Origin of the sequence: Butyrivibrio sp. XB500-5, assembly GCF_003625505.1 — a bacterium.
Classification (GTDB): Bacteria; Bacillota; Clostridia; order Lachnospirales; family Lachnospiraceae; genus Butyrivibrio.
Genome location: NZ_RAIS01000003.1, coordinates 212,091 through 233,444, shown reverse-complemented (window position 1 = coordinate 233,444; position 21,354 = coordinate 212,091). Strand labels below are relative to the sequence as shown.

The 21,354-nt window shown below is 43.0% G+C and carries 16 protein-coding genes; 1 reads left to right on the top strand and 15 read right to left on the bottom strand.

Annotation, left to right across the window (positions count from 1 at the left end; genetic code table 11):
- The first annotated feature begins 345 nt into the window (after positions 1-345).
- The gene (locus D6856_RS15160) at positions 346-486 is read left to right on the top strand and encodes a hypothetical protein (RefSeq protein ID WP_158588862.1); all 141 of its coding nucleotides are present in this window, start codon (positions 346-348) and stop codon (positions 484-486) included.
- A 116-nt stretch (positions 487-602) separates the two neighbouring features.
- Here D6856_RS15160 and D6856_RS07485 read toward each other — a convergent pair whose 3' ends face one another.
- From D6856_RS07485 to D6856_RS07415, 15 genes are all read right to left on the bottom strand, one after another.
- A complete protein-coding gene (locus D6856_RS07485) occupies positions 603-1,517 on the bottom strand; it encodes a helix-turn-helix transcriptional regulator (protein ID WP_120686386.1) in 915 nt (304 codons plus the stop codon).
- Between the two features lie 16 nt (positions 1,518-1,533).
- The gene (locus tag D6856_RS07480; RefSeq protein ID WP_120686385.1) at positions 1,534-2,346 is read right to left on the bottom strand and encodes a hypothetical protein; all 813 of its coding nucleotides are present in this window, start codon (positions 2,344-2,346) and stop codon (positions 1,534-1,536) included.
- A 44-nt stretch (positions 2,347-2,390) separates the two neighbouring features.
- Complete coding sequence (locus tag D6856_RS07475; protein WP_120686384.1) at positions 2,391-3,098, bottom strand: zinc metallopeptidase; 708 nt, start codon at positions 3,096-3,098, stop codon at positions 2,391-2,393.
- A 35-nt stretch (positions 3,099-3,133) separates the two neighbouring features.
- The gene (gene fmt / locus D6856_RS07470) at positions 3,134-4,099 is read right to left on the bottom strand and encodes a methionyl-tRNA formyltransferase (protein ID WP_120686383.1); all 966 of its coding nucleotides are present in this window, start codon (positions 4,097-4,099) and stop codon (positions 3,134-3,136) included.
- Positions 4,096-4,596, bottom strand: a complete 501-nt coding sequence (gene def / locus D6856_RS07465; protein WP_092241894.1) for a peptide deformylase — start codon at positions 4,594-4,596, stop codon at positions 4,096-4,098. Before def ends, fmt begins: the two co-directional genes overlap by 4 nt.
- A gap of 98 nt (positions 4,597-4,694) precedes the next feature.
- The gene (gene priA, locus D6856_RS07460) at positions 4,695-6,953 is read right to left on the bottom strand and encodes a replication restart helicase PriA (protein WP_120686382.1); all 2,259 of its coding nucleotides are present in this window, start codon (positions 6,951-6,953) and stop codon (positions 4,695-4,697) included.
- 45 nt (positions 6,954-6,998) lie between these two features.
- On the bottom strand, positions 6,999-8,492 hold the full coding sequence (locus D6856_RS07455; RefSeq protein ID WP_120686381.1) for a UDP-N-acetylmuramoyl-L-alanyl-D-glutamate--2,6-diaminopimelate ligase: 1,494 nt from the start codon (positions 8,490-8,492) through the stop codon (positions 6,999-7,001).
- 284 nt (positions 8,493-8,776) lie between these two features.
- Positions 8,777-10,600 carry a single-stranded-DNA-specific exonuclease RecJ gene (recJ, locus tag D6856_RS07450; RefSeq protein WP_120686380.1) on the bottom strand — a complete coding sequence of 608 codons (1,824 nt, stop codon included), beginning with the start codon at positions 10,598-10,600 and terminating at the stop codon, positions 8,777-8,779.
- Between the two features lie 109 nt (positions 10,601-10,709).
- A complete protein-coding gene (gene secD, locus D6856_RS07445) occupies positions 10,710-13,007 on the bottom strand; it encodes a protein translocase subunit SecD (RefSeq protein WP_092241883.1) in 2,298 nt (765 codons plus the stop codon).
- A gap of 30 nt (positions 13,008-13,037) precedes the next feature.
- The gene (gene scfB / locus D6856_RS07440) at positions 13,038-14,468 is read right to left on the bottom strand and encodes a thioether cross-link-forming SCIFF peptide maturase (protein WP_120686379.1); all 1,431 of its coding nucleotides are present in this window, start codon (positions 14,466-14,468) and stop codon (positions 13,038-13,040) included.
- A 94-nt stretch (positions 14,469-14,562) separates the two neighbouring features.
- Positions 14,563-14,709, bottom strand: coding sequence for a six-cysteine ranthipeptide SCIFF (scfA, locus tag D6856_RS07435; protein WP_013281386.1), 147 nt, complete (start codon positions 14,707-14,709; stop codon positions 14,563-14,565).
- Between the two features lie 90 nt (positions 14,710-14,799).
- Positions 14,800-16,071 carry an HlyC/CorC family transporter gene (locus D6856_RS07430; protein ID WP_092241876.1) on the bottom strand — a complete coding sequence of 424 codons (1,272 nt, stop codon included), beginning with the start codon at positions 16,069-16,071 and terminating at the stop codon, positions 14,800-14,802.
- A gap of 12 nt (positions 16,072-16,083) precedes the next feature.
- Positions 16,084-17,376 carry a histidine--tRNA ligase gene (gene hisS, locus D6856_RS07425; protein ID WP_120686378.1) on the bottom strand — a complete coding sequence of 431 codons (1,293 nt, stop codon included), beginning with the start codon at positions 17,374-17,376 and terminating at the stop codon, positions 16,084-16,086.
- Between the two features lie 71 nt (positions 17,377-17,447).
- Positions 17,448-19,406, bottom strand: a complete 1,959-nt coding sequence (locus D6856_RS07420; RefSeq protein WP_158588861.1) for an EAL domain-containing protein — start codon at positions 19,404-19,406, stop codon at positions 17,448-17,450.
- Between the two features lie 2 nt (positions 19,407-19,408).
- Entirely contained in the window at positions 19,409-21,250 is a 1,842-nt protein-coding gene (locus tag D6856_RS07415; RefSeq protein ID WP_158588860.1) for an EAL domain-containing protein, read from the bottom strand.
- Between the last annotated feature and the right edge of the window lie 104 nt (positions 21,251-21,354).

Sequence of the window (21,354 nt, the reverse complement as noted above, 5' to 3'; positions counted from 1 at the left end):
GATAGACCTCCTCGCCAAAGTTCAGATTAAGCAACTTGACAGTGCAGAAAATTGCCATGCAAATTATACCACATATCAGATATATACGAGAAATTTGCAGGTACTTGACCGAAAGTCCGAAATTTGGGCACAAAAAAATGAGGGGTCCAAGCAATGACTTAACCCCCATTATAATCACCGCTTGGCTTACCTCTCACCCATCTTTATAAAAAAGACATTACCACTATATTCCATATACTAAAAGGGCGTATTTCGTACAAATTTTATTGCACGATACGCCCTTTTTATATGAATTATCATGAATATAATTATACTTAATCAGTAATCACTGAAAGGAGAAAAGATATGAAAAAGATGTTAGTTTCAGCAGCTTTACTTGCAACACTTGTACTTGGACTCGTAGCAAAAATCAAAGAGCCCGATGCAGGAATCTATCCTCCTCCGGTAAAATATGAGTTAGCTTGTATTCTTATCGCTCATCGTTGAGCTATTTGAATAAATGTTTTTTCATAGAATAGTTGGGGGAGAAAAAACATCAAAAAAAACGCACCACACATTCTTAGCAATGTACGGTGCGTTTTTTATTTTGTAATATAAAGAACTTAGGTGAAATTCTCTTTATAATATCCTTCTATCGTTGGTGTATTGATCGGAGACTCATCAAAATATTTTGCCAGCGCCAACGATAATCCCACATATTCTTTGGCGGCCTTCTTATATTTCTCGTCATGATTGTCCATCCATACTTGATCATATAGCCAGCCTATATTAAATACCAATGCATATAACAACTCCTGACAAGAGTTTTTCTTTTCCAACGCAATGCCTTTTTTGCAAATCTCTATAGACTTCTCATACTGTCCGCTAAGTCCAAGAGTATTCGCATAATTGAAATATATCTTCACAGCTATCATACTGTCCTTATTATCTTCAGCCTGTTCAAGATAAACATCTAGCTTTTCGAATATTTTTACAGCCATTTCGGTACAACCGATCTTATCATTCGTTATGGCTATATCATTCAAAAGATTTAACTCAGTGTCATTATATAAACGAGTTATGGAAAACTCTCCATCCTTATAATCAGGCACGGATTTCTTTAATAACCCTTCTTGGATCTCCAACATCTCTTTTGTATAGTCATAATAAGTAAGAGTTTCCAGCCTGGCAAGGAACTGCTCTTTTTCAACAGATTCTACATTTTTCAGCCCCTCTTTAAGTATTTGCATCTTCATACGAAGCTCATCATACTTCTGATTGTTCAAAAGATTCTCATACTCAACGTATCTGTCACCATCAACAAAGAGCCCCATATCATAAGACATTATGATCTGCTCGGGTCTTCCGCCCATCTTCTCCTGAAGCAGCCTGTAGTTATCCTCGCTTGGGAGCATCCCCTCATTTTCATATCTCTTGAGCGTAGTGATATCACAGATTCCTTCGGAAAGCTTTTCTCTTGAGAAACCCTTTTCAACTCTATGTGATTTTAATAACTTAGATTTTTTGTATACGCTCATAGCATCTTGTTCCCCATCAATTCCAGCCGAGAAGATCGTCAAATTTAAGTATTGTCTCTTCTTCCTCGCTAAGCTCTCCGGCGTATTTTTTCTTAAGCTCAAGAAGTCTTACCACACCTTTACTTTGTTTGATAAGCCTCTTATACTGCAATGCACTCTCAATATACTCAAGCTGCACCTGCTTCATCCATCTGTTCTCGGATTCACTTACCAGCTCCGAAATCAGTTCACCATAATAAACAACCTTCAAATAATGATTATCATTCAGCTTTTTAAGGAAATAACCAAGCTTAAAAAGCAGATTATGATCACTGATACTTGCGATCTTATACAATAGTCCGAATTCTCTGACCGTATATAGCGAATTGTCTATATCATCAAGCTTTTTCTTGCAAGTCTGCTCAAATGCCTCCTTGTAAAAAGACACTGCGCCTTTGGTATCATTTTTCATTCGGCACAGTTCACCACTTACCTCAAGTTCGAGCTGCCTGTGAATGTTCTTGCTCCTTGTTTTTGAAATAGAGGAATACTCTTCAAGATATTGCCTTGTCTTTTCGGAATCTTCATTCTCAATGGACTCCAAAATATTTTTTCTGATATCAAGAAGTCTATGTTCCTCATCGGTTACCGTATACAAAACTCTGTTTGAATTTTTCCCCATTCTCTCAAGGAGCGCAGACAGCATAAACTTATCAGGCAGCATCTTGCCGCCTTCATATCTGTTATATGTTGATGCACTGCAAAGGCCATCACATACTTTGCTGATCGTAAGCGAAAGATTTGTTCGCTCCGTGCCAAGTATCGCCCCTATTACATTACTATCATTCATCGCAAGCCTTATCCCTCAAGTTAAAAAGCGTTACGCTTCACCCGTCAGTCTCTTCTTCTGCCGTTAAGTAGTACGAGTCTAAGTAGCTGTACTACTGCCGATGCGGCACTTGCAACGTAGGTCATTGCCGCAGCTGAAAGAACCTTCTTGGAATGAGAAAGCTCCTCCTGGTCAAGAATGCCGTATTCATCAAGCATCACAAGCGCTCTTCTTGAAGCGTCAAACTCAACGGGGAGTGTGACAACCTGGAAAAGAACTGCAAGTGAAAATACCCAGATTCCGATCTTGATAAGGAAAGGCATACTTAAGAACATTCCCAAAATAAGAATCGGAATTCCCGCCTTGGAACCGATACTCGCCGCAGGAACAATTGCCGTTCTTATCTTAAGCGGAAGATATCCGAACTCATGCTGACAGACGTGTCCGCACTCATGCGCCGCAACTCCTACAGCGGCAACGCTCGGTGAATCATACGTTGCATCCGATAAATTAACTGTTTTGGTTCTTGGATCGAAATGATCGGTAAGATTACCTGAGACATGTCTTACGCTCACATCGGTGATACCGTTTCTGCGAAGGATCTCCATTGCAACCTGAGCTCCGGTCATATTGCTCCTGCTTCTGATCCTCGCATATTTCTTGTAAACGGAAGATACTCTGCTGCTGGCAACCATACACAGAATACCCATGATAATGACCAAAATATACAATGGATCAAATCCGTATCCATAAAATCCTCTTGCGTAATACATATACTCATCTCCTTTACCGCATTAATTCTTTATTGTCAAAAAAGCTTGCTTCCGGCTTCCAGCTTATATCCGAGAAGGAAATCCTTAACAGCCATGCGCTTCTTTCCTTCAAGCTGTACTTCGTTTACCGAAAGATAATCTTTTCCTGTTGAAACCACAAAGGCTTCTTTCCCTGTAAATACGACCGTTCCGGGCTCTGCCCCTGTCAAAAGAGCTTTCTCATTCGAAAATTCTTTTACCTGAGATTCATTAAGAACCTGAGCCTTCCAGATCTTAAGAAGCTTGCCGTCAAGGTGCGTAAATGCACTGGGCCAGGGATTAAGGCCTCTTATAAGATTTCTTATAGCCCCTGCATCCTTGCTAAAATCAATCTTCCCCATATCCTTGGAAAGCTTGCCGCACTTGGTAGCAAGAGCTTCGTCCTGAGGAACGGGTGTGAGTTCGCCTCTTTCTATCTTGGGAAGAGCGTCTACTATGAGCTCCGCGCCAAGATCGGAAAGCTTATCGAAAAGTCCTCCGCCGGTCTCTTCTTCATCAATGGGGATTTCTCTCTGAATAAGAATATCTCCCGTATCCATACCGATTGCCATCTGCATTATTGTAACGCCGGTCTTTTCTTCTCCGTCTATAATAGCCTGCTGAATAGGCGCTGCTCCTCTGTACTTGGGAAGGAGAGAAGCGTGAATATTGACACAGCCAAACTTCGGAATATCCAGGATCTCTTTTGACAAGATCTGGCCGAAGGCCGCAACCACATAGATATCAGCGTCTATATTCTTAAGGTAAGCCACATTATCAGCCTCTTTTATCTTAACGGGCTGAAATACAGGGATGTTGTGCTTAAGAGCACAGTCCTTGACATCAGAGATCTGAAGCTCGCCGCTTCTTCCCTTGGGTTTATCGGGCTGAGTTACGACAAGAACGACTTCATGTCCGGCATCTATTATCTTTTCAAGTGCTGCCCTCGCAAAATCGGGCGTACCCATAAAAACTATCTTCATTCCTGTGCTTCCTCATTCTGTGCGATCAGATCCTCGTTATTAATTAGCTCGCCTTCTACCTTTTCCACATACATATGTCCGTCGAGGTGATCGTTCTCGTGAAGGATGGCTCTGGCAAAAAGCTCCTCACCTTCTACCACAAATTCCTCGCCGTCAAGATTGGTGGCCTTAGCCTTAACGTAGTTGGGTCTCGTAACGATTCCGGATTTGCCGGGAACGGAAAGACATCCTTCGTAGCCTGTCTGCTCTCCGCTTGTCTCAAGAATCTCGGGATTGATGAATACCATTGGTGAATCCCCTTCGGGGGAAACATCGATAACAAAAATTCTCTTAAGTACTCCGACCTGAGGAGCGGCAAGTCCCACGCCGTCAGCCTCATACATAGTTTCTATCATATCCTGTACAAGCTCTTTGATCCTTGGTGTGATCTCTTTTACTTCTTTACAACGGCGTGCAAGTACTTCATCGCCGAATTCTCTTATAGTTCTAAGTGCCATTATGGCCTCCTTTAATTTATATATTGTGTTCCTGCTTATTATAAAACGTTGCCCCCACACTTATCAAATATTTTTGATAAATACGGGGGTTTTGGAAACTAATATCCATTTACGGGATCAAAATCAAATTGCACGGAAACATCCCTTATCTTTCCGGCATCATTAAGTTCTCTTACAAATTTCTCCAGAACATCCTTAAGTTCTACAAGCATTTCATAATCATCGAGTTTAACGTACACGGCTATCCTATAGACATCGTTTATCTTGCCGACAGATGCAAAGGCAGGTCCGATAAACACAGCGTTTCGTATCTTTTGCTGTTCCATAAGGGCCCTAAGTCTGTTTGCAAACTTCATGCCTCTTTCTTCGTCTGAGCTCTGCACCTGAACGCACATCATATGCGAGATCGGAGGGTATCTTAATATATCCCTGTACGCGATCTCCTCTTCGTAGAAAGCCTTGTAATCCTGCTTGGACGCAGTTATTATGCTGTAGTGCTCAGGCTGATAACTCTGTATGATGACATTGCCGGGCTTCTCGCCGCGCCCCGCTCTTCCCGCAGCCTGCGTAAGCAGCTGGAAAGTACGCTCGCTTGCCCTGTAATCCGAGGCATAGAGCGACATGTCGGCCGCCAGAATTCCCACTAAAGTTACATCAGGGAAATCATGCCCTTTAACGATCATCTGCGTTCCCACAAGAACATCGGCTTCCTTGTTGGCAAAAGCCGACAATATCTTTTCATAGCTTCCTTTTGTTCTCGTCGTATCCGCGTCCATTCTGAGGACTTTTGCCTCGGGCCAGAACTTTTTGACCTCGTCCTCTATCTGCTGCGTACCCGCTCTAAACGAAGAAACAAACTTAGATCCGCACTTGGGACATATCTTCTTGGCAGGCTCTTCATAGCCGCAGTAGTGACAGACAAGGCGTCCTCCCCTATGCTCGGATAGTGCGACATCACAGTGCGGACACTTAAACACATGGCCGCAAGCCCTGCATGAGACAAAGCCCGCGTAGCCTCTCCTGTTGATAAAGAGCATCACCTGCTCTTTCCTTGAAAGCCTGTCCTCGATAAGCTCCTGCAATCTTATTGAAAAGATAGAACGATTGCCTTTTCGAAGCTCCTCTCTTAGATCCGCGATCTCAACCATCGGAAGCGTTCCGCCCGTTAGTCTTTTATTAAGCTCAAAGAGCTTGTACCGACCGTTCCGTGCCTTGTAATAAGAATCAAGAGAAGGCGTCGCAGAGCCAAGTACAACACTTGCTCCGTCCGGTACAAGCCTTGCCAGCTCTATCGCAGTTTCTCTCGCATGATATTTGGGCATTGTTTCGCTCTTATAAGTGGTCTCATGTTCCTCGTCGATAATTATTATTCCGAGGTTGGAAAACGGGGTAAAAAGAGCCGATCTCGGGCCTATGATGATATCTATATCGCCCGTCCTTGCTCTCTCCATCTGATCGAATTTCTCGCCCGGAGACATCGATGAATTCACAACGGATACCCTGTCTCCGAAATGCCGATAAAAGCGCATCAGAGTCTGATAAGTAAGCGCGATCTCAGGGATAAGCACTATAGCCTGCTTTCCTCTTCTTATCACATCATCAATAAGCGCGATGTACACCTCGGTCTTACCGCTTCCCGTGATCCCGTGGATCAGGTAGGTATCTCTTTTGCCCTCGTCGTAATCCTTGGAAAAAGAGCTTACAACAGCCTGCTGCTCATCGCTCAAAGTCTTTTTCCCATATCTGTCGGAAGAAGCCGCAATGGGATTTCTGTAATACTCCTCGCTCTCTATCTTGATGATTCCCTTATCGGAAAGAGCCTTAAGTGTTGCCGACGTAACACCGAGCTTACCCGTTATAAGCTCATAAGGTATTCTGTCTTCCGGATTATCGAGAAGTTCTTTTATTATCCTCTCTCTTGCGGACTGTTTCTTTCGAACGCACTCATAGTAGTATTCCGTTGCTTCTCTCAAAGGAAGTCGAAGCGAAACGTATTTATGAACCTGTCTGTTTTGCTTCTTGGAAGAAGGAAGAACCGTTCGAAGCGCCGCTATCATGGTAGATCCGTAGTGATGCTTCATCCATGCGGCAAGTCTTATCGAGATATCCTGCGCGGAGATGTTGTCTTTAACGATCCCCTCTATTTCTTTAATCTTGGCAGGGTCCCAATCCGCTTCGTCGGTAAAAGAAATAACGTAGCCCTTTCTTCTGGTATTTCCTCTTCCGAAAGGCACATAAACAGGATCCCCGATGTCGATACTGCTTCGTAAGCTTTCGGGAACCCTGTACTGAAAAGGTCTGTCGACCTTCTCATGAGATATATCTATTATGACGTTTGCATACTCACATGCTGTCAAAAAATCTCTCCTTTTATCCTATATGATAAGAGATCGAACCCACGATCACTTATCACTGTTTTCTTTTAGTATATCAGCAATGAGATCTCTTTCATCCATGGGATATTTAACTCCCTTGATCTCCTGATAATCCTCATGCCCCTTACCCGCAAGCACGATGATATCTCCGTGTTCACCGTTGTTTATCGCATAACGAATCGCTTCTTTTCTGTCCTCGATCATGATGTACTTACCGTCAGTCTTGTTCATTCCGGTCTCAATGTCCTTCATGATATCAAGAGGCTCCTCAAATCTCGGATTATCGGATGTGATGATCGTAAAGTCAGCGTACTTACCGCTTACTTCACCCATCTCGAAACGACGGAGCTTACTTCTGTTACCGCCACAGCCAAAGACACTGATAAGTCTGTTGGGATGATAATCCTTGAGCGTTGAAAGAAGGCTCTTAAGCGCCATAGCATTGTGCGCATAGTCGATCATAAGAGTGAAGTCATCGGATACCTTGACCATCTCTATACGGCCCTTAACCTTGGCCTCTTTAAGTGCCTTGGCGATCTGCTCATCGTTGCAGCCAAGATGCTTGGCAACCGCGATCGCACAAAGAGCGTTGTACACACTGAACTTACCGGGAGTTCTGACTTCGGCGTGCATGTTTATGATGCCTTCCGTGTCAAAAAATACTCCGAGTTCGCCGGGCTTATGGATATAAGCAAGGTTGATCGCTCTGATATCAACTCCCTCGGAAAATCCGTAGGTCATAGCCTCACATGTATGATCCTTCAAAATATCCTCAACATGCGGATCGTCGCCGTTTAATATGCCCATCTTACACTGCTTGAACAAAAGGCTCTTGCAGTGAAGATAATCCTCAAAATCCTTGTGCTCGTTTGGTCCGATATGATCGGGCTCGATATTAGTAAAGATGCCTATATCAAAGATAAAGCCCTGGCTTCTGTGAAGCATAAGTCCCTGTGAAGATACTTCCATAACCACGCTGTCACAGCCCGCTTTAACCATTCTATCCATATATTCCTGAAGATTATAGGACTCAGGTGTCGTATTCTCTGCATGAATGTGCTCATCGCCTATGATTACTTCGATCGTTCCGATAAGACCGACCTTGTGACCGGCGTTCTCAAGCATGCTCTTAATCAGATAAGTTGTTGTAGTCTTACCTTTGGTTCCCGTGATACCTATAGTTGTGAGCTTATCTGCGGGATGTCCGAAATATGCCGCCGAAATGAACGCCATTGCGTATCTGGTATCGTCCACTCTTACTACTGCCATCTTACAATCTTCCGGAAGATCGACATCATGTTCTGCAACGATCGCCGCTGCTTTTTTTTCATAAGCTTCTTTGGCACATGAATGTCCGTCGAAATTGGCTCCCTTTATGCAAATAAAAAGTGAACCTTCTTCGATTTTTCTGTTGTCATTAACAACGTTTTTAATCTCAACCACTGATGGATCAAGGGTTTGTGATGAATTACCCTCAGTGACCTGTGACTTAATATCACTTATCAATTCACTTAATTTCATAATAAAGCCTCCGTGTTTTTTATTAAAATTATTCTATTTAACCAATTATTTTAATACTTATTTTAGTTAAAAAAGATTAATTCTAATTTTTATAGATTTTTCACATTTTGTTCATATTTTTACGGTATTATAATAATCAAGAAGTAAGTAATTCATTTACTTACTATCTCCCCCTCATAAGAAACCGCAGACACACGCTTCGCGTGTGTTTTTGTGGTTTATGGGGTTTTTTCTTTTTCCGGAGTCTTTTTCAAGGGCCGGAACCCGCGCCAGCATGCGCCTCCTTACGTGAAATCCTCCATAATTATCTGCAGACTCTCTCTTCCCATATAGGAATTGATATCGGGGTGATAAGCTATGCTCACCTTGACCATACCGTCTTCTCTACCATTATTATACAAGTCATCAAGTATGCTCTGTCCATATCTTTCAGTTAGGAAATCGTGCCATCTTTCCATATCCCCGAAATACATCATGTCATATATCTTGCTGCCGTCCGTAACTCTGTACTTACCGCAATTCTTGTTCTTTCCGAGTATTCTTCCCGATAATAAAGCCACATCCTTCTGCGCAAAAGAAGGCTTGGGATTACCCGTTCCAAACGGTTCGAGCTTCTTAAACTCCTTTACAAGATCCATACTTGCCGCGTTTAAAGGCATCACCATATCAAGATGAAGTATCGGCTCGAAGTCCTTATCTTCAAGCTTGCAATCTGCGTTGAGCCTTTCTCTTAGTACATCTATATTCTCAACGGGGAGTGATAACCCCGCCGCCATCTTGTGTCCTCCGAACTTGGTAAAGAGTTCCTTGCACGCAGAGAGTCCCTCGTACATATCATAATTTTCAACAGATCTTCCGGAGCCCTTGGCTCCTCCGTCGAGAGCTTTGGTCAGAATGATCGTGGGTCTGTTGTACTTTTCTTTTATTCTCCCCGCAATAATTCCCGCAATAGATTCATGAACGTCGGGCATATATAGAACTATAACCTTTGGAAGTCCGCTTTTCTCCGCAGCTTCCTGAACAATAGAAACCGCTTCGTCCACTCCGTTCTTGGTCTTGTCCTTGCGGCTGTCATTGAGGCTCTTAAGGTCGCCTGCTATAACTGCAGCCTTTGCTCTGTCTTTTTCCATAAAAAGAGAAAGCGCTCTGTTCGCAAGATCAAGTCTGCCCGTAGCGTTAAGACAGGGCCCTATGATAAAGCCGTAGTGATATCCCGACAGACTTGAAGCATCAAGTCCGTTTACATTGATAAGAGCCTGAAGTCCCGCATTATGTGTATCCTTAATAAGCTTAAGAGATTGCTTTACTATAACTCTGTTCTCATCCTTAAGCTCCATAACATCACAGACCGTGGCTATTCCCGCAAAGATCATCATCTCGGTAAAAAAGTCCGTTCTCTGCTCATCGGTGACTTTCTCATCAGTACTGATATCAGAAAGCACCTGAAGGAACTTATAAGCAACTACCGCTCCGCATATCTCCTTAAACGGATACTCTCCCTCGGCTCTCTTTGGATCTATAACAGCATCCGCGGGCGGAAGAAGCTGATCCTTTTCGCCGCTTTCATTTTCTTCAAACGGAACTTCATGATGATCCGTCACAACAACGGTCATTCCCTTTTCTTTGGCATGTGCGATCTGCTCGGAAGCGGCAATTCCGTTGTCACAAGTGATTATCGTGTCAACACCCGCATCAAAAGCATCATCCACAAGCTTGACACTGAGTCCGTATCCGTCCTTGATCCTGTCGGGAAGGACACAATCCGCATCTGCTCCAAACAATAAAAGTCCCGATAAAAGAATATATGAAGAACAGATACCGTCGACGTCATAATCACCGATAACTCGTATCTTGGCGCCTTCCCTAATCTTATCAAGGATGATCTGTGCGCCCTTCTCCATATCCGCCATTAGTCTTGGATCGTGCAGGAACGAAGGTCCTGCGTTAAGATAGTTGTTTACCGTCTCGGAAGTGCAATCGATGCTTTCCGTTGCCTTAGAATTTATCAGTCTGTTCGCGATAAGTCTCGCTGTAATGTTACTTATATTAAATTCACGTGCCAATCCGTCGAAATCCGCTTTCTTATTGGCAATCATCCATTTCGCCATGAAATATACCCCTGTTCAAACTTAATTCATTATGAACAGTATAACACTGTTTGATATGAAAAAACCGCCTGAAACTTTTCAAGTCTCAGGCGGCTTATTATAATTCTTATCAATCCTTCTTAGCGAAGAATGTCTTGAACTTAGTCTTAAGGTCAAACCACATCGGTGAAGCGATGAAGATTGATGAATATGTACCGCAGATTACACCTACCATAAGAGGAAGAGCGAACATCTTGATATCCGCTACACCAAAGATGTAAAGCGCAAGTACTGTGAAGAAGGTTGTAGCTGATGTGAACAAGCTTCGTGTGATAGTCTGTGACACGCTGTTATTAACAAGCTGAGCCATTTCCTTCTTACCTGTTGCAATGTGCAAGTTCTCACGGATACGGTCGAAAGTAACGATAGTATCGTTGATCGAATAACCGATGATGGTAAGAACAACCGCGATGAATGTGTTACCTACGGAAATTCTTGAAATAGCATATGCAACAACAACTATAAGTGCATCGTGTGCAAGAGCTATGATAGCGGCTGCACCGAACTTGATATCCTTAAATCTGAACCAGATATAGATAAGCATAAGGATAAGTGCGATAAGAAGTGACTTAACAGCATCTACTCTCATCTCGCTGCTTATTGTTGAGCTGATTGTCTCAGCAGCGATGTTCTCAGCACTTACACCATACTTCTCTTCAAACAACTTCTCAACGGCTTTTCTCTGATCGATATCCATTGTAGCGCTCTTGAAGATAACCTGGTTGGTTCCGGAAACTCTCTGATGAAGAACTTCCTTAACTCCTGTTGCCTCTTTGATAGCAGGAATCATGTCGTTCTCAATCTCTGCAACAGTGTACTCTTTATCAAATGTAACATTTGTTGATGTACCGCCTACAAAATCAAGACTGTAGTTAAATGCTCCCTTACCCTGTGAAGAGTTAACAGCCATGAATACGATACCGATAGCAATAACGATGCAAGAGATCGCATAGAAGAGCTTTCTCTTTCCAACGAAATCAAATACCTTAACGGGCTTAGCCTTGCCGTAAAGAACAGGGCTCTGAAGTCCGAGACCGTAGAAGATATTGGTAATAACTCTTGTTACAACAAGCGCTGTGAACATTGAAAGGATGATACCAAGCATAAGAGTCTCGGCAAATCCCTTGATAGGTCCCGTACCGCCTGCTCTAAGAACGATCGCTACGATAAGTGTTGTGATGTTACCGTCAAGGATTGAAGAAAGCGCCTTGTTATATCCGCTCTTTCTTGCTTCATCAACAGCCTTACCTGATGCAATCTCCTCTCTGATTCTTGCAAATACAAGAACGTTGGCATCAACCGCCATACCGATTGAAAGGATGATACCTGCAATACCGGGAAGTGTAAGTGTTATATCAAATGCGGAAAGTAAGAATACAATAAGTCCGCTGTAGAATCCAAGTGCAAGTGTAGCTGAAAGACCAAGTATTCTGAAGAATACGATCATGAAGATTGCGATAAGCGCAAATCCTACAGCTGCAGCAATAAGTGATGTATTGATAGCCTCAGATCCAAGCTGAGCACCTACTACGTTTGAACGAAGCTCTTTAAGCTCAAGCTTAAGTCCACCGATACGGATCATAGAAGCAAGATTCTGAGCTGCCTCAAATGTCTTCTCACCTGTGATGATCGCCTTACCGTCTGTAAGAGCAGCCTGAACAGCGGGAACGCTTATAAATCTTCCGTCATAGTAGATACCGATAGTATCTCTATTGTTATTGAATGCCTTGGTTGTTGCCTCGGCAAATGCCTTCTTGCCTTCCTCGTTAAACTCAAGAGAAACAACGGGCTCTGATGCACCGTGCTGATCCTGCTGAGCCTTAACCTCAGATACTACTACATTTTCACCCTTAAGGATGATAGAACCTTCGGCCTCAAGCTCTTCAATTGTCTTGTTGAGCTGATAACCGGGCATAACACCTTCTTCAAGTGTCATGTTACCTTCCTCGTCGGTTGTAATACCTGAATGATATGTGTAGTTCTCATTGCCGTCCTTATCAAGGTGAGCAATGAAGTAAAGCTTACCGGGCTGTCCGAGATCCTTAAGGATAGTGTTGGCATCTGTCACACCGGGAATCTCGATGTTGATTCTGTTAGAACCTTCCTGATAAACCTGAGCCTCTGTGCTGTAATTATCTACACGCTGCTGGAGCTTGTAGATAGTATCTGCCATATCCTCTTTGCTCGGATTTTCTTCTCCGTCTACTTCGTACGTGATACTTACGCCGCCTGCGAGATCGAGTCCCAAATCGATACTGGACAATGAGCCTGACTTATCTGCTCCGAGTCCGAATACTGCTGAATAACCGATTCCCCCTAAAAGAGCTAACATAATGATCAGCGCAGGAATCCACTTTAAGCGTTTCATTATAATATTCCTCCCATATAATAATTGCTATTATTCGGCCAACGCCGCTTTTATCATAATCGCACACTCAATTCGCTTCCTCTGAAGCTCACATCCGTGCTTATATGTTGCATTGATATCCCCGTTGAAATTATATGCATTGGCAGCACATCCGCCGCTGCAATAATATCTGGCAAAACATTTTTCACACTCGGGTCTTGAATAAACATTGCTCTTCTTGAATTTATCGCGAATGTCATTCCTTGTGATACCGTCGTATACGTTACCCATGATGAAGTCTTCGTTACCTACAAACTGATGGCAGGGATAAAGGTCACCCCAAGGAGTAACTCCGAGATATTCACATCCCGATCCGCATCCCGACAATCTCTTGGCAACACATGGGCCACCCTCAAGATCTATATTGAAATGGAAGAAGTTAAAGCCTTTTCCTTCCTTATGTCTCTCAATATAATACTTGGCAAGCTTATCATATTCATCACAGATAACCGGAATATCCTCATCCTTGAATGAATACCAATCTTCAGGCTTAGCCACAACGGGCTCAACCGAGATCTGCTTGAAGCCTAGCTCTACAAGGTGCTTAACATCCTCGGAAAAATCGAGGTTGTTATGAGTAAAGGTTCCTCTTACAAAGTATCTGAGCTGGTGTCTGCTCTCCGCAACCTTTTGGTACTTGGGAACTATATCATCATAGCTGCCCTGTCCGCCGCGCCTGGGACGCATCGCATCGTTAACTTCTTTTCTTCCGTCAATCGAAAGGACTATATTGCCCATCTCTTTATTGACGTATGAGAGTATCTCATCATTAAGAAGTGTACCGTTGGTTGTTATAGTAAAGCGGAAGTTCTTGTTATGTTCTTTCTCAAGGCTTCTTCCGTACTCAACAAGCTTTTTGACAACTTCCCAGTTAAGAAGAGGCTCACCGCCGAAGAAGTCTACTTCAAGGTTTCTGCGACTTCCCGAATTCTTAACAAGGAAATCAAGTGCAGCCTTACCCACTTCTTCACTCATGAGAGCTTTTCTGCCATGATATTCGCCCTCATCGGCAAAACAGTATTTGCATCTAAGATTACAATCATGTGCAACATTAAGGCAAAGCGCCTTAACTACCGTCTCTCTGTTCTGGAAATCATCCACATAATTCTCATATACATCGTCTGTATAAAGAACCTGGGAAGCTCGGAGCTCCAAGAGTTCCTCGATGGCTTCCTTAATATCATCCTCGGAATATCTTGATGAAATATCCGTATCCTTCAATATATCTGTAAAAAGAGAATCCTTAAGCTCCGCAGAAACTTCCGTTTCATCCTCGGGCGCTTCCGCTGTACCGAATCTGCCCTTAAGCTTCTCCTCTACGACCTTAACAAGATCAAAAACTACATCATCAACAACGTGAACCGATCCGCTGTTTACATCAAGAACAATGTTGTAGCCGTTGTTCCTATATGCGTGAATCATAAAATCTCCTAGTCATGAAAAGGGTAAGCGCAAACATAGGGCAGCGACCTAGGCCGCTGCCCGTTAAACGTCTACCCGATAAATCTTTTGCAAATTATTTGCTAAGCTGCTCGCAGCTCTGATTTCCTACTGTGCAGGAAGTCTTGCAAGCTGACTGGCATGATGTCTGGCACTCGCCGCATCCGCCCTTCTTCATAGACTCTTTAAGATTTCTTGTAACCAAAGACTTTACGTGCTTCATTATATTTATGCCTCCTACTTGAAAACGTATCATACAATATCGTTTTTCGAGTTTATTAGTCGTCCTAGTATACCATATATTTTTGAATTATTAAAGCGTTTCTTCTTCCTTGGGCTTATTTACTACAAGAAGAACTTTGGTGATACGATTCCTCTTGATTCCGCGCGCCGTAAGAGTAATTCCGTTATCCAAAGTGGCGGTTTCACCGTATCTGGGAAGCCTGTCGAGATTCTCGATCATAAGTCCGCCGATGGAATCGTAATCCTCCGATGAGAGCTCCGTTCCGAGTGCGTCATTGATATCCGTGAGCTTCATATTACCTTCAACAAGATATCTGTTTCCGCCAAGATCCTTGATAAGCTCCGCTTCATCAAGATCGTACTCGTCTCTGATTTCTCCTACAATCTCTTCAAGAAGATCCTCAAGAGTAATCATTCCGACCGTCGTTCCATACTCAGACAATACAAAAGCAACGTTCTGAGTCTTTTCTCTCATCTCCATCAAAAGATCCGCAGTCTTTTTATACTCATAAGTATAATAAGCTTTTCTGAGGTGATCTTTTATCTTGAAATTCTCCTTATCCTTGATAAGAAGAAGATCTTTGACATTTATAAGTCCGATAACATTGTCCTGATCGCTTCCGTCGTAAACGGGGATTCTGGTGTACATATCCTCTTTAAAAGCTCTCATAACCTCGCTGTAATCGGCATCCGAGCTTACGCAGCTCATATCAATTCTCGGTATCATAATATCTTTTGCCAGAGCATCGCTGAAATCAAATACGTTGTAGATGATCTCTTTCTCTCCGCTCTCAATGACACCGTCCTCATGGCTTACGTCAACGTAAGTCTTGAGCTCGTTCTCGGTCATGGACTGTCTGCTTGTCGTATCGACTCTGAAGAGCTTAAGTATCGCCGTCGCTATGCCGTTTATCACAAAGGAAAAAGGCTTCATCACGGCCATTACAAAAATAACGCTTCCGGCGTACCAAAGTGCCATGTTCTCCGCATAAGCGGTGGCAACCGTCTTGGGAATGATCTCACCTAAAATAAGAACAATAAGTGTTAGTATTCCCGTTCCCAGTCCTATGGCAAAGCTTCCGAAAAGATCTGTCACAAACACTGTCATAAGCGCCGAAGCACTTAAGTTAACAATGTTATTGCCAATAAGAATGGCAGAAAGCATCTTCTGCGTATCTTCACATATATCGAGAACCTTTTGTGCTCTTTTATTGCCTTCGTCAAGAAGTGCTTTGATCTTGACTCTGTTCACGGTCATAAATGCTGTCTCCGCCGATGAAAAAAAGGCAGATAAAAGAATCAGCACGATCAGTATGATGACCCTGATAACATGAATATTCAAATAGAATCCTCCTTATCCGATAGGATTGCTGTAGAACTCTTCAAACTCTTCGTATCCCTGCTCTGTAAGCTGCTGTTTCTGGAATTTCTTGTTCTTATTCATTCTGACAACAAGAACCTGCTTACCTGCAGCTCTGTCCTTCTGTGCCTTGGAGATGATCTCCTGAAGCTTCTCTCCGCGGATTCCTTTCTCAATAAGGAAAGCAACTTTGGAACTCTCACCGGGGATCTTGAAGCCTTCATCCATCATGATCATGATGATACGCTCAAATCCGATCGAGAATCCGCATGCGGGTGTATCCTGTCCGAGGAACTTACCTACCATCTTGTCGTATCTTCCGCCACCTCCGCAGCTTCCGCCGTACTGAGGCATTGATACTTCAAATATAGTTCCGGTATAATAGCTCATTCCGCGCACAAGTGTGGGATCGAATACCATTTCAAACTGCGCAGCCTTGGTGCCTTCTACGCTGTTAATTATCTCTTTCAGACCTTCTCTTACGTCTTCCTCAAAGAAGTCTCCGAGTTTATCGGCGAGAATGCCGATAGCTTCTACACCGCTCTTACCTTCGATTATCTTAAAAAGCTCAGTGTATTTCTCGATCTTCTCGACATCTTTGGCATCGGATGAAATCTCTCCGCCGCCAAGATACTTCTTAAGCTCTTCCTCAACGCCTTCAAGACCGATCTTGTCCATCTTATCCAAGATAATGAAAACATCGTCGTACCGGTCCTCGGTAAATCCGCTGTAAGCAGCCATAGCCTTAAGGATTCTTCTGTCGTTGATACGGATCTTGAAATCCTTAAAACCGAGTCTTCCGAGTGTGGTTGTAGTTGCAAGGATAAGCTCGATCTCTGCAAGATTACTTGCTTCTCCCAAAATATCTATATCGCACTGCATGAACTGACGATATCTGCCCTTCTGAGGTCTGTCGGCTCTCCAAACATTTCCCATCTGAAGCGCCTTGAAAGGTGCGGGAAGTTCATTGGCGTGATTGGCATAAAAACGAACGAGCGGAACAGTAAGGTCGTAACGAAGACCTGAATCCGTAAGATCGTTTTCTTCCTTGGCCTCTGCAAGATTGAGTTTCTCTCCGCGCTTCATTACTTTGAAGATGAGTTTCTCGTTCTCGCCGCCCTGCTTACTGTTGAGGTTGGCAAGTGACTCTACGCAGGGAGTCTCTATAGATGTAAATCCAAATTCAGCATAAGTCTTTTTGATGATACCTATGCAATAATCTCTAAGTTTCATTTCTGAAGGGAGTATATCCTTCATTCCGGTAACCGGTTTTTTAATAAGTGCCATTTCTAACCTTCCTTATCGTATAATCAAGCATAAATTTTACACTTATAAACAAACCTTTGCAATGTTTTTAATCATGAGAAATTATGCTCCTGCAAGAATTCGATAAACTGTGCTTCAGGCATGGGCCTTGCATAAAAGAATCCTTGTATGTGATCGCAGCCGAGTCTTATTAGCTGTTTGGCCTGTTCGCCTGTTTCCACGCCTTCTGCCACGATCTCTTTTCCGAGTGACTTGATCAGCTTTATCATATTCAGCATTACCATATATGATACTTCCGATTCAAACGCCGCCTGAACAATGCTCTTATCAAGTTTAAAGAGATTAACGGGCACAGTCGCTATTCTTGAAACATTGGAGTATCCGCTTCCGAAATCATCCATGGAAAAAGCTATTCCGGCTTTCGTAAGTTTCTTGACATTGTCGTCTACTGCAGACGTGATCTCTTTTTCCCAGGTCTCAGTAATCTCAAAGTTGATCTTATCGGTGCCTATGCGATATTTCTTCAAAGTACTGAGTACACTGTCCGCAAGGTTGGTCTGAATGCAGTCAACGACCGAGAGATTAACCTCGACGTACTTAATACCAAGGTCAAGTACATTGGTCGCAGCAAGCATTTCGCAGACCGAGCTTAGTACGAATCTGTCTATTCCGAGGACCGTTCCGTTTCTCTCCGCGATCGGAATAAATATGGCGGGAGAAATGAATCCGAATTGATGATCGCGCAGTCTTACAAGCGCTTCGCAGGTATCGAACTTACCTGTAAGCGGTGAATAAATCGGCTGATAATAAACTTCCAAAAGTCCGTTTTCAACGGCTCTTCTTACTATACCGTCAATCTTTTTGTCATGCTCTGCGTACTTAAGATTAAGATCCGATACGCGAAGAACTTCTCTGTTCTGGCGTATCAGCATCTTTTTCATCTCATCTCTTACTTCCGTATACTTCTCCATGTCACCGACTTCATCGGGGAAGCCGATGGCAAAAGGACTTTCCGTAAATCTTATATCATCATCCTTAAGTGACCACGGGTCTTTAAACCTTCTTCTTATCTGCTCCGCAAGTCCCGCTATCACTTCATCTTCTGGATTGATATCTTCAAGAAGCAGGATGAACATTCCTTCTTCCGGGTAAAAGAGCGAAGCATCGGGATATATTCTCTTAAGATATGTCGCCATCTGTCCCAGCAGATTGGAAGACGCCTCAACGGATTCACTTCCTATTATCTCGGGAAGTCTGTCTATATTGATTCCGAAAACGGTAAATCTTTTCTTCTGTAAAAGATTGGTATAAACCGCGAAATTAAGCGCGTTTCTTGTTCCCGTTCCGGAAGTTCTTTCAATAAATTCACTTGGATTTTGGAAAGTATAAACGCACAGCAAAAGCGCAAGCGATGTACTAAACTCAAACGCCGCATAAGAACAGAAAAATATCTTAAGCGGAATTCCGGCTGCCATCATTGCATAATAGGTAATAAGAACTATAGCTTTCTCGCTGCTGACAGTCTTATAGAATCTGTAGATCAGATACGCCGCAAAAGCAAGATAAATAGCAGTGGAAATATTAACGGCGCCGGAGAAATAGCTTGTAAAATGCATATCTCCTTTTGCATCAAAGTAAAAGACATTTCTGGTAAACAGCGCAGAAAAAGTTGAGATGATAGAGCAGGTTGAAGGAATAAAAATTATCACGGCCTTCCACCATTTATCAACCTCTATTCTAAAGAGCGTCATTAGATAGCACATGGAAACAAGCGATATCAGATACATGAACGCCTTCTCAAGTACTGCAAGGAAGCAGTTGAAATTGTAGCTTATAAGTGTCTTGGCCCAATCCGAAGCAATCCAAAGGTTATGAAGTCCGCCGACGATATTTGCAAAGAGCACATAAAAGATGAGCATACCAAATATACGCCTTTGTCTGCCGTAATAATCCTCTTCCGATGAATGGATGATGAGTGTTATCACGCCAAGCACAATGGCGGCCATATTAAGACATATTTTAAAATCATGTGGTCTTAGCAGTTCTTCCATGGTCATCCCTTTTCAAAATAATCATCGATAAATCTCACATAAGAGCTGTCGCTCATGGGCTCGCCCAGATAATCTCCGATAAGGAAATCGCACCCGAGGCGCTCCGCCATCTCTTTTTCCTCCTTGGATCTAATATCCGAGGCGCATACAAAGATGCTGATATCATGGAAAAGATTGACGATGCCCTGTGCAAGCTTATACATCTGCTCTGAGCCGATCGCGTTTCTGATAACTTCAGGCGAAATATTTACCTGCAATATGGGAAGCGAGATTATTCTCGAAAGATTACCGTATCCGCTTCCGAATCTGTCGACTATTATCGAGACCTTAAGGTCTCCGAGCATTCTGATATTTCTTTCCGCGATGGTATTCATCGTGGTAAGGCAGGTCTCTGACAATTTAAGACTTATCCATGACGGCTCAGCCTTTTCTTCTCTGAGAATTCTCTTAACTCTTCTTACAAAGTCGTTTCTTGATATCTCACCCTGACACATTCCGACGATCGCTCTGTATTTTCCGTTCTTGTCTCCGCCGTTCCAGAATGCAAGCGATCTCGCCGCCATGCGAAGTACGTACTCATCGGTATCCATTATCGTCTGTGTCGTGCCTATATCGGGAATGTGGCTTCTTACATCAATCTCTTTTCCGTCTTTGTCATATAAAAAACAGATCGCATCGGCGTTGTAGTTGATCTTATATATCTTGGACATAAGAGGCTGGAACTTGACCACTGCTTTCTTCGCATCAAGGTTCTCTCTCGCCATATAATCATAGTCTCTGAGAAGCATCTTTTCACCGTGATTCAAAGAATCCACATCGACCACAATGTCATTAAGCTCCTCTATCTCTTCCGTGATCATATCAACCTTGGCCATGAGCTCCGCAGCGCTCTTGTAGTGATCCGGATAATTCATTACAAAGCAGTGTCCGTCGATCTTAATGGTCATTCCGGATACATCAAATGACTTCTTTGTTCTCTGTGCAAGTTTCTCTGCAAGTGCCTTCGCATTTTTAACGTTGTCACTGTGAACCATTATCGCAAAGACATAATCGGAATATCTGTAGGTGTAAGTTGTGATCCTAAGCTCTTTTCTTCCGGCACGTTTAAGGTAATCGGCAATCTTTTTAAGCACCGCCTGAGCCTGCGAATATCCGATCTCCGAGCTGAGCGCTCTAACGTTGTCGATCGAAACAAAAACCGTATAATACGGGATATTTCTTTTTATCTTAAGATCTATTCCCTCAAAAAAGGCTTTCCTGTTGAGAATATTAAGATTCTCATCAACAAGCTCTCCGGGATTTTGAAGCGTTATGAATACAAGCGCAACACTGATCGCGCTATAGAAATTCTCGATAAGAATGTCGGGATTAAAGTATTGGAAAAAGACTCCGAAAAGAGAAAGTCCGACGTAGGCAAGAACTATCACCTTGGTCTTTAATCTCATGAGCTTGTCATATTTGAGTACCAGCAGGATACCAACACCCATGTAATAAAACGCAATGAGATAGAACATTATGATAAGGTTGTCTCTTTGATACAGACCCTCTTTGGTGTAATGGAAAAGAATAGGATGAAACCAGTTAATGACAACAAGAAGTATTCCGAGCATGAACCCGAAATAAAGTCCGAAAAAGCCTTTTAACGTCCTCATATCAAAGAAAATATCAAGGACTGACATGATATACAAAAGATAACAGATACCCGACCCCAAATGTGCAATGAAATATACGGATCCGCATACCATCTCAAGCGGATTGTACCATGGGGCATCGAATGGGTGAATCTGAAGCGTCGATTCTATACATTCGGAAAGCGTAGAAGCCAAGACAGCAAAAAAAAGCAACGAGTAAGCCCTCTGTCTGTAAGCGGGTACTCGCCGTCTGGACAGAGAGGTAATTGCGATCGTTGCTAAAGTACACAAGGCGCATATATCAAAGTAATAGTTAT

Coding starts and splice junctions, on each gene's coding strand:
- D6856_RS15160 (WP_158588862.1), top strand. CDS start 346: ATGAAAAAGATGTTAGTTTCAGCAGCTTTACTTGCAACACTTGTACTT.
- D6856_RS07485 (WP_120686386.1), bottom strand. CDS start 1,517: ATGAGCGTATACAAAAAATCTAAGTTATTAAAATCACATAGAGTTGAA.
- D6856_RS07480 (WP_120686385.1), bottom strand. CDS start 2,346: ATGAATGATAGTAATGTAATAGGGGCGATACTTGGCACGGAGCGAACA.
- D6856_RS07475 (WP_120686384.1), bottom strand. CDS start 3,098: ATGTATTACGCAAGAGGATTTTATGGATACGGATTTGATCCATTGTAT.
- fmt (WP_120686383.1), bottom strand. CDS start 4,099: ATGAAGATAGTTTTTATGGGTACGCCCGATTTTGCGAGGGCAGCACTT.
- def (WP_092241894.1), bottom strand. CDS start 4,596: ATGGCACTTAGAACTATAAGAGAATTCGGCGATGAAGTACTTGCACGC.
- D6856_RS07455 (WP_120686381.1), bottom strand. CDS start 8,492: ATGAAATTAAGTGAATTGATAAGTGATATTAAGTCACAGGTCACTGAG.
- recJ (WP_120686380.1), bottom strand. CDS start 10,600: ATGGCGAAATGGATGATTGCCAATAAGAAAGCGGATTTCGACGGATTG.
- secD (WP_092241883.1), bottom strand. CDS start 13,007: ATGAAACGCTTAAAGTGGATTCCTGCGCTGATCATTATGTTAGCTCTT.
- scfB (WP_120686379.1), bottom strand. CDS start 14,468: ATGATTCACGCATATAGGAACAACGGCTACAACATTGTTCTTGATGTA.
- scfA (WP_013281386.1), bottom strand. CDS start 14,709: ATGAAGCACGTAAAGTCTTTGGTTACAAGAAATCTTAAAGAGTCTATG.
- hisS (WP_120686378.1), bottom strand. CDS start 17,376: ATGGCACTTATTAAAAAACCGGTTACCGGAATGAAGGATATACTCCCT.
- D6856_RS07420 (WP_158588861.1), bottom strand. CDS start 19,406: ATGGAAGAACTGCTAAGACCACATGATTTTAAAATATGTCTTAATATG.